The following is a 7,861-nucleotide window of genomic DNA, read 5'->3' on the forward strand; positions in this document are numbered from 1 at the left end:
GACCGGGTGGTCGCGCTGGTACCGGGTGACGACCGGCGCGCCGGGACGCCGGCGGGAGGCGACCGCGACCTGGCGGAGATCGCCGCGCTTGCCACCGTCGCGCCCACGTCCGGCGGACCGGGGGCGGACCGGATCGTCATCGCCCCCGGCGTCTTCGGCCGCCTCAACGACCTGGGGCGCGACGTCGTCCTGACGCACGAGCTGACGCATGTCGCCACCGGCGGCGCCCGCGACGGCCGCACCCCGCTCTGGCTCATCGAGGGCTTCGCCGACCACGTCGGCTACCACGGCCGGGACGTCGCCGTGCGGTCGGCCGCGCGCGAGCTGGCGCGCGAGGTCGCCGCCGGGCGGCTGCCCGCCGCCCTTCCGGGCCGGGCCGCCTTCGACGGCGCCTCGGGCCGGCTCTCGCAGTCCTACCAGGAGGCCTGGCTGGCCTGCCGGATGATCGCCGAGCGGTACGGTGAGGCGAGACTGGTCCGGCTCTACCGGACGGCGGGACGGCGTTCCGAGACCGCGGCGCTGCGCGAGGTGCTGGGCGTCAGCCCGGCCCGTTTCACCGCCGGCTGGCGTGACTACCTGCGGAGGGAACTGCGATGAGCGCCGAGCCCGGGCAGGCGGCCGACCGGCGTTCGCGGCGGGCGGCCGCGGTCGCGGCGGTGGTGCTGTTCGCCGCCGTCGGCGCGGTCCTGGCGTTCACCACGCCGTGGAACCCGATGCCCGGCCACGTGCCGGGCGGCGCCGCGCCGGTGGACCCGGCCCGCGACTTCAGCGCCGCCGAGATCGCCCGGTCGCGCGCGTTCGACGCCGCGCTCGCGCCGCGCGCCTACACCAGCCTGGTCACGGGACTGGCCCTGGTGCTCGTGCTGGGCCTGACCCCGCTCGGCTCCCGGTTCATCGCGTGGACGACCGCGCGGGTGCGCCGCTGGCCGCTGCGGGTGGCGGTGGCGGCCGTGGTGCTCACCACGCTGCTGCGCCTGGCCGCGCTGCCGTTCTCCGTCTGGGGCGAGGCCATCCTGCGCCGGTACGGACTGTCCACGCAGTCCTGGCCGTCCTGGCTCGTCGACCAGGCCAAGTCGCTCGGCGTCACCTGGGTCGTGTGGACGCTCGCGCTGGTCCTGCTCTACTGGGCGCTGCGCCGGTTCCCGCGCTACTGGTGGACGGGCGCGGCGGCCGGGGGCTTCGTCCTGGTGGTGGCGCTGTCGTTCCTCTACCCGGTCGTGTTCGAGCCGGTCTTCAACAAGTTCCACTCGCTGCCGCAGAGCCGGCTGCGCACCGACCTGCTCGCGATGGCCGAACGCGACGGCGTCCCGGTCAAGGACGTCCTGGTCGCCGACGCGTCCCGCCGCACGACCGCGCTGAACGCCTACGTGTCCGGCTTCGGCTCGACCCGCCGCATCGTCGTGTACGACACGCTGCTGAAGTCCACCCCGGCCCCGCGCGTCGAGGCGATCGTGGCGCACGAGCTCGGTCACGCCAAGCACGCCGACGTGCTCTACGGGACGCTGATCGGCGCGCTGGGCGTCTCCGCGGCCGTCTGCCTGCTCCACCTGCTGCTCGGCTCACCGCGCCTGCTGCGCCGCGCGGGCGTCGTCCCGGGGCCCGGCGGCGGCGCCGGCCCGCCGGGGGGCGCGACCGGCGACCCCCGGTCGGTGGCCCTGCTGATCGCGCTGGTGACGGTGGGGATGCAGCTCGGCGGGCCCGTCCAGAACCTCATCAGCCGACAGATCGAGGCGCGCGCCGACGCGCACTCCCTCGACCTCACGCGCGATCCCGCCACGTTCGCGTCGATGCAGCACGAGCTGTCCGTCCGCAACATCTCCGACCTGCGGCCCGACATGCTCGAACGCGTCCTCTACATGACGCACCCGTCGGCGCCCGAACGCATCGCCCTGGCCCGCGACTGGGCCCGCCTGCACGGCGTCCCGGAACCTCCCCCGCAGCGGCGCTAGGGGCGCTGCTCCTCGGCCACGGCCCCCGGCGAGGCGTGCTGGGCGGGAAGGCCGACGCCGCCCTGCGGGCCGATCCGCATCGACTGCTTGAGCGCGCTGCCCTGCACCCAGTTCTTCCAGTTCATCTGCCAGTAGCCCCAGCCGTTGTCCGGCTCCAGCTCGCGGCTGCTGCCCGTCACCTCGAACGGGTCGCCGCGCTGGGAGAACTCGTAGAACCAGCGCGCGTGCGACGGGCTGGTGTTGATGCAGCCGTGGCTGACGTTGGAGCTGCCCTGCGACCCCACCGACCACGGCGCGCTGTGCACGTACTCGCCGCTGTCGGAGATCCGGACCGCGTTGTCGACGGTCAGGCTGTAGTAGCCGGCCGAGCCGGGCCCGATGCCCTCCCAGGACGAGGTCATGGTGACCGGGTTGCCCTTGTCCATCGTCAGGTGCATGCCGTTGGTGGTGGTGTACTTGCGGACGCCGCCCCGCCCCATGCTGATGGGCATCTTCCGGACGACCCTGCCGTTCTCCCTCACCACCATCTGGTGCTTGTCCTCGCTGGCGGTGCTGATCCGCTCGTCCCCCACGCGGAACCTCACCGCGTGGTCCTTCCCCCCGTACACGCCCTTGGCCACCGCCACGCCGCTCAGGTGCGCGCGGAAGGCCACGTCGGTGTGGCGCGGCCAGAAGTTCCTGGTACGGAACACCACCGTCTGATTGTCGAACCAGTGCCAGGCCCCCTCGACCGGTCTGCTGGAGCGGACCTCCAGCGCCCGCTCCACCGCCGCCCGGTCGGACACCTCGCTCTCGAAGTTCATGACGATGGGCATCCCGACACCGACGACCTCCTTGTCGCTCGGCCCCTCGAAGGTCACGCCGACCGTCCGGTCCGCCTTGGCCGTGGTGAACCGGCTGGCGACCGTGCGGGTCCTCCCGTCGCGGCCGAGCGCGGTGGCCGCCACCCGGTACTCGGTGCCCGGACGCAGCGCCCACCGCGAGCGCCACTGCGTGCGGTCGGCGCTCAACGCGCCCTCGACCGGCTCGCCCTTGGTGAAGACGGTGACGTTCTCGATCGTCCCCTGCCGCGCCTGCACCGCGATCGGGCTGTCCGGCCGCGGCCGCTGCGCGCCCTGCGCGGGGCTGACCGCCACGGTGACCGCGTCCGCACCGGTCACCATCGTGTCGGCGCCGGAGGTGCAGCCCGCGGCTCCCGCGCCCACCACCGCCGCCGCCAGGCCCACCGCCGCCGCGCGGGCCTCGATCCCGAAGCGCCCATCGGCCTTTGGGCGCATATTCAACGCGATCATCATGAAAGGGCCGGTACCCGCGAGATTCGCGGGCACCGGCCCTCTGAGTGATCCTTTACCGTTTACGGGCGAGTTCGCTACGGGCGGGCGCCGGGGCTCAGTGCGAGAAGTGGCCCCGGTAGTACTCGAACACCAGCCCGATGGTGGTCATGATCGCGGCGGTCGCGCCGAGGATCACCAGCCACCAGCCGAACACCACGCCGAGCGCCACGGCCGCGGCCGACAGCGCCACGTACAGCGGCCACCAGCTGTGCGGGCTGAAGAAGCCCAGCTCGCCGGCCGCGTCCGCGATGTCGCCCTCGGGGTCGTCCTCGTACAGCGGCCCGCCGTTGCCCTTCTCCAGGCGCCGGACGGTGAAGTGGATGTAGAACCCGATCAGCCCGGCCAGGCCGACGGACAGGGCGAGCGCCGTGGTGCCCGTCCAGTCCTTGGACCACATCCAGTAGACGACGTCGGTGGCGAGGAAGAAGACCGCGCACCCGTAGAACATGAACGCCTGAACGCGCATCGCCTAGCCCTTCGTCCCGGTGAGCTCGCCCTTGGCGCCGACGTGCGGGTGGTGCAGGTCGAACGCCGGGCGCTCGGAGCGGATCCGCGGGATCGAGTTGAAGTTGTGCCGCGGCGGCGGGCAGGACGTCGCCCATTCCAGGGACGCGCCGTACCCCCACGGGTCGTCCACGGTGACCCGCTTGCCCTTCTTGGCGGTGATGTAGACGTTGTAGAAGAACGGCAGCATCGACAGGCCCAGCAGCAGGGAGAACACCGACGACACCTGGTTCATCCCGGTGAACTCGCTGGCGTAGTCGGCGTACCGCCGGGGCATGCCCGCGGCGCCCAGCCAGTGCTGGATGAGGAAGGTGCCGTGGAAGCCGATGAACAGCAGCCAGAAGTGCACCTTGCCCAGCCGGTCGTTCAGCATCTTCCCGGTCCACTTCGGCCACCAGAAGTAGAAGCCGGCGAACATCGCGAACACCACCGTGCCGAACACGACGTAGTGGAAGTGCGCCACGACGAAGTAGGAGTCCGACAGCTGGAAGTCCATCGGCGGCGAGGCGAGGATGACGCCGGTCAGCCCGCCGAACAGGAACGTCACCAGGAAGCCGATCGACCACAGCATCGGTGACTCGAACGTTAGTTGCCCTCTCCATATCGTTCCGACCCAGTTGAAGAATTTCACTCCTGTGGGCACCGCGATGAGGAACGTCATGAAGGAGAAGAACGGCAGCAGCACCTGGCCGGTGACGAACATGTGGTGCGCCCACACGGTGACCGACAGGCCCGCGATGGAGATGGTGGCGAACACCAGGCCGATGTAGCCGAACACCGGCTTGCGGCTGAACACCGGGAAGATCTCGGTCACGATGCCGAAGAAGGGCAACGCGATGATATAGACCTCCGGATGCCCGAAGAACCAGAACAGGTGCTGCCACAGCAGGGCCCCGCCGTGCGCGGCGTCGAACACGTGCGCGCCGAGCTTGCGGTCGGCCTCCAGCGCCAGCAGCGCCGCCGCGAGCACGGGGAAGGCCAGCAGCACCAGGATGGAGGTCAGCAGGATGTTCCAGGTGAAGATCGGCATCCGGAACATCGTCATGCCCGGCGCCCGCATGCACAGGATCGTGGTGATGAAGTTGACCGCGCCCATGATGGTGCCGAAGCCCGACATGGCCAGGCCCATCACCCACATGTCGCCGCCGACGCCCGGCGAGCGCACCGCGTCCGACAGCGGCGCGTAGGCGAACCAGCCGAAGCTGGCGGCGCCGCCCGGGGTCAGGAAGCCGGCGATCACGATCAGGCTGCCGAACAGGAACAGCCAGTACGCCAGCATGTTCATCCGCGGGAACGCCACGTCCGGCGCGCCGATCTGCAGCGGCATGATGACGTTGGCGAACCCGGCGAACAGCGGGGTCGCGAACATCAGCAGCATGATGGTGCCGTGCATGGTGAACAGCTGGTTGAACTGCTCGTTGCTCACCACGTCCAGGCCGGGCTCGAACAGCTCCAGCCGCATGACCAGCGCCAGCACGCCGCCGATCAGGAACATCACGAACGAGGTGATCAGGTACAGGTAGCCGATCACCTTGTGGTCGGTGGACGACATCCAGGAGGCGATGATGCGCCCCTTGCTCGTCCGCGTCCGGGGGACCGACACGTCGCCCGGCGCCTCGCTGACCGTGGTCACTGCTGGGCACCCCCTGCCGCCTTGCGCTTGGCGTCGGCGATGTACTGGTCGTATTCCTGCGGCGAGACGACCTTCAGCTGGAACAGCATCCGGCTGTGGTCGACGCCGCAGAGCTCGGCGCAACGGCCTTCGTAGGTCCCGGTCTTGCGCGCGGTGAACTCGAACTCGTTGGTGTAGCCCGGCATGACGTCCTTCTTGTAGAGGAGCGCCGGGACCCAGAACGAGTGGATGACGTCGTTGGCGTGCAGCCGCACGCGCACGGTCTCGCCCGCCGGGATCGTCATGACCGGCTTGGCGCCCGTGGTGGCGTTCGGGTCGACGGGCGTGCCGACGACCGAGGCGACCGTGCGCTCCTTGCCCGCCGCGTCCTTCTCGCGGTAGTCGAACTGCCAGCTCCACTGGAACCCGGTCACGTCGATCGTCACCGAGGGGTTGTCGGTGGTCTTCTCGACGTAGTTCTGGTCACGGGCCGTGAAGTAGAACAGGACACCGATGATGACGAACGGGACCGCCGTGTAGAGGATCTCGATCGGCATGTTGTAACGCACCTGCGGCGGCAGGTCGTCGGAGCGCTTGCGGTGGAAAAGCACCGCCCAGATGATCAAGCCCCAGACCACGGCGCCCACGGCGAACGCCGCGATCCAGGACCCCTGCCAGAGCTTGAGCATGCGCTCGGCCTGGTCACTGATCGGCTCGGGCATGCCCAGGCGGGCCACCTCGCCGCTGCACGCGGTGGCGGTCAGCGCCAGCAGGCCCAGCGCGCCGGCGCTCGTCAATGCGCGGCGACCGCGCACAGGCGCACGCCGCTCCCCAGAGCGGGTCGGACTCACGGAATGCCTTCCCCACGGATAGAAAGCCCGGTCTGCCGGGCGGTGAGATCAGTTGTTACACGTGTGTGGGGGACACATTAGCGTGAGGGTGCCGCAACCCCCGGATCGGGTGCCCGGTTAGGGTGCTGACGTGGCCGATTCCCAAGTCCCGGGCGCCTACTTCGACGCCGCGTCCAGTGAGCCGCCGCATCCGGCGGCGCGCGCGGCGCTCCTGGACGCGCTGGAGTCCGGCTGGGCCGACCCGGCGCGGCTGTACGGCGCGGCGCGCGGCGCCCGGGTGATGCTGGACGAGGCGCGCGCCCGCGCGGCCGGGGTCCTCGGCGTGCGCCCGGACGAGCTGTCGTTCACCACCTCCGGCACCCAGGCGGTGCACCTGGCCGTGCTGGGCGCGCTCAAGGCCCGCCGCCGCGCCGGCCGCCATCTGGTCGTGGGCGCCGTGGAGCACTCCAGCGTGCTGCACGCCGCCGAGACGCACGAGGCCGACGGCGGCGAGGTCACCGTCGTCGGCGTGGACCGGGACGGGCGGGTCGACCCGGCCGCCTTCGCCGCCGCGCTGCGTCCCGACACCGCGCTGGCCTGCCTCCAGTCGGCCAACCACGAGGTCGGCACGCTGCAGCCGGTCGCCGAGGCCGCCGAGGCGTGCCGGGCCGCCGGCGTCCCGCTGTTCGTGGACGCCGCCCAGTCCGCCGGGCGCCTCGCGGTCCCCGGGGGCTGGTCCTACCTGGCCGCCAGCGCCCACAAGTGGGGCGGCCCGCCCGGCGTGGGGCTGCTGGTGGTGCGCAAGGGCAACCGCTGGCGCTCCCCGCTCCCCCACGACGAGCGCGGCGACCGCCGCGTCCCGGGCTTCGAGAACGTCCCGTCCGCCGTCGCCGCGGCCGCCGCGCTGGAGGCCCGCGCCGCCGAGGCCGCCGGGGAGGCGCCGCGCCTGTTCGCGCTGGTCGACCGGATCCGGACCCGGGTGCCCGAGCTGGTCCCCGACGTGGAGGTCGTCGGCCACCCCGTCGAGCGGCTCCCGCACCTGGTCACCTTCTCCTGCCTGTACGTCCCGGGTGAGGCGCTGCTCACCGAACTGGACAGACTGGGTTTCGCGGTTTCCTCGGGAAGCTCGTGCACGGCGGATACGCTGCGACCCAGTCATGTCCTTGAGGCGATGGGGGTGATTACGCATGGCAACGTACGGGTATCGCTGCCGCGTGGCGCGAATCCGGACGATGTCGACCGCTTCCTCGCCGTACTCCCCCGCACGGTGGCCCGGCTGCGCCGGGCCGCGGGGGTGAGCGCACCGTGAGGGACGCGACGAGGAACGCGACGAGGGACGCGACGACCTGCACCACCCCCACGGGCAGGACCGCGACGACAGGGAGGCGGGCGCGCGCATGAGGTTCCGAGGCCGTGCGAAGGCCGGGTCCCACCGCCGCGGCGGCGGCGCCCCGCCGCAGACCGTCCAGGCCCCCGCCCCCGCCCCCGAACCGGCCGGGCCCGCGCCGGCGCTGGTCATCGACGCGCTGGGCCGCAAGTGCCCGATCCCGATCATCCTGCTCGCCGAGCGCATCCGGGAGATCCCGGTCGGGGAGGTCGTGGTGCTCGCGCTCGCCCTCCTCCCGGCACCGG

At 71.7% G+C, this 7,861-nt stretch carries 7 protein-coding genes and 1 pseudogene; 4 read left to right on the plus strand and 4 right to left on the minus strand.

Annotated elements, in window-relative coordinates; all coding sequences use genetic code 11:
* Together ACFPZN_RS55310 and ACFPZN_RS55315 are read left to right on the plus strand one after the other, a co-directional pair.
* Positions 1-597: pseudogene (locus ACFPZN_RS55310) on the plus strand (hypothetical protein); the annotation flags it as partial.
* Positions 594-1,949, plus strand: a complete 1,356-nt coding sequence (locus ACFPZN_RS55315; RefSeq protein ID WP_378293342.1) for a M48 family metallopeptidase — start codon at positions 594-596, stop codon at positions 1,947-1,949. The pseudogene ACFPZN_RS55310 and the gene ACFPZN_RS55315, both read left to right, overlap by 4 nt.
* Here ACFPZN_RS55315 and ACFPZN_RS55320 read toward each other — a convergent pair.
* The 4 genes from ACFPZN_RS55320 to ctaC all read right to left on the minus strand — a co-directional run bounded on the left by ACFPZN_RS55320 (position 1,946) and on the right by ctaC (position 6,196).
* The gene (locus ACFPZN_RS55320; protein WP_378293352.1) at positions 1,946-3,226 is read right to left on the minus strand and encodes a L,D-transpeptidase; all 1,281 of its coding nucleotides are present in this window, start codon (positions 3,224-3,226) and stop codon (positions 1,946-1,948) included. The two genes, ACFPZN_RS55315 and ACFPZN_RS55320, sit on opposite strands and share 4 nt — an antisense overlap.
* Positions 3,227-3,338: 112 nt before the next feature.
* The gene (locus tag ACFPZN_RS55325; protein ID WP_378293344.1) at positions 3,339-3,749 is read right to left on the minus strand and encodes a cytochrome c oxidase subunit 4; all 411 of its coding nucleotides are present in this window, start codon (positions 3,747-3,749) and stop codon (positions 3,339-3,341) included.
* 3 nt (positions 3,750-3,752) lie between these two features.
* Positions 3,753-5,420 (minus strand): aa3-type cytochrome oxidase subunit I, encoded by a 1,668-nt coding sequence (gene ctaD, locus ACFPZN_RS55330; protein ID WP_464041817.1) that lies wholly within the window; start codon positions 5,418-5,420, stop codon positions 3,753-3,755.
* On the minus strand, positions 5,417-6,196 hold the full coding sequence (gene ctaC / locus ACFPZN_RS55335) for an aa3-type cytochrome oxidase subunit II (protein WP_378293346.1): 780 nt from the start codon (positions 6,194-6,196) through the stop codon (positions 5,417-5,419). The genes ctaD and ctaC overlap by 4 nt, the downstream gene beginning before the upstream one ends.
* 184 nt (positions 6,197-6,380) lie before the next feature.
* On the opposite strand from ctaC, the gene ACFPZN_RS55340 reads away from it, so the two are divergent.
* Together ACFPZN_RS55340 and ACFPZN_RS55345 are read left to right on the plus strand one after the other, a co-directional pair.
* Positions 6,381-7,538, plus strand: coding sequence for a cysteine desulfurase family protein (locus tag ACFPZN_RS55340; protein WP_378293348.1), 1,158 nt, complete (start codon positions 6,381-6,383; stop codon positions 7,536-7,538).
* Between the two features lie 88 nt (positions 7,539-7,626).
* Positions 7,627-7,861, plus strand: a 235-nt coding sequence (locus tag ACFPZN_RS55345; protein WP_378293350.1) for a sulfurtransferase TusA family protein, incomplete at its 3' end; no start/stop codon positions are given.

It is taken from the genome of Actinomadura rugatobispora, from assembly GCF_042656285.1.
Classification (GTDB): Bacteria; Actinomycetota; Actinomycetes; order Streptosporangiales; family Streptosporangiaceae; genus Spirillospora; species Spirillospora rugatobispora.

What these genes read in the sequence shown, in the direction of transcription:
- ACFPZN_RS55325 (WP_378293344.1), bottom strand. Translation starts at nt 3,749, where the DNA reads ATGCGCGTTCAGGCGTTCATGTTCTACGGGTGCGCGGTCTTCTTCCTC.
- ACFPZN_RS55320 (WP_378293352.1), bottom strand. Translation starts at nt 3,226, where the DNA reads ATGCGCCCAAAGGCCGATGGGCGCTTCGGGATCGAGGCCCGCGCGGCG.
- ACFPZN_RS55315 (WP_378293342.1), top strand. Translation starts at nt 594, where the DNA reads ATGAGCGCCGAGCCCGGGCAGGCGGCCGACCGGCGTTCGCGGCGGGCG.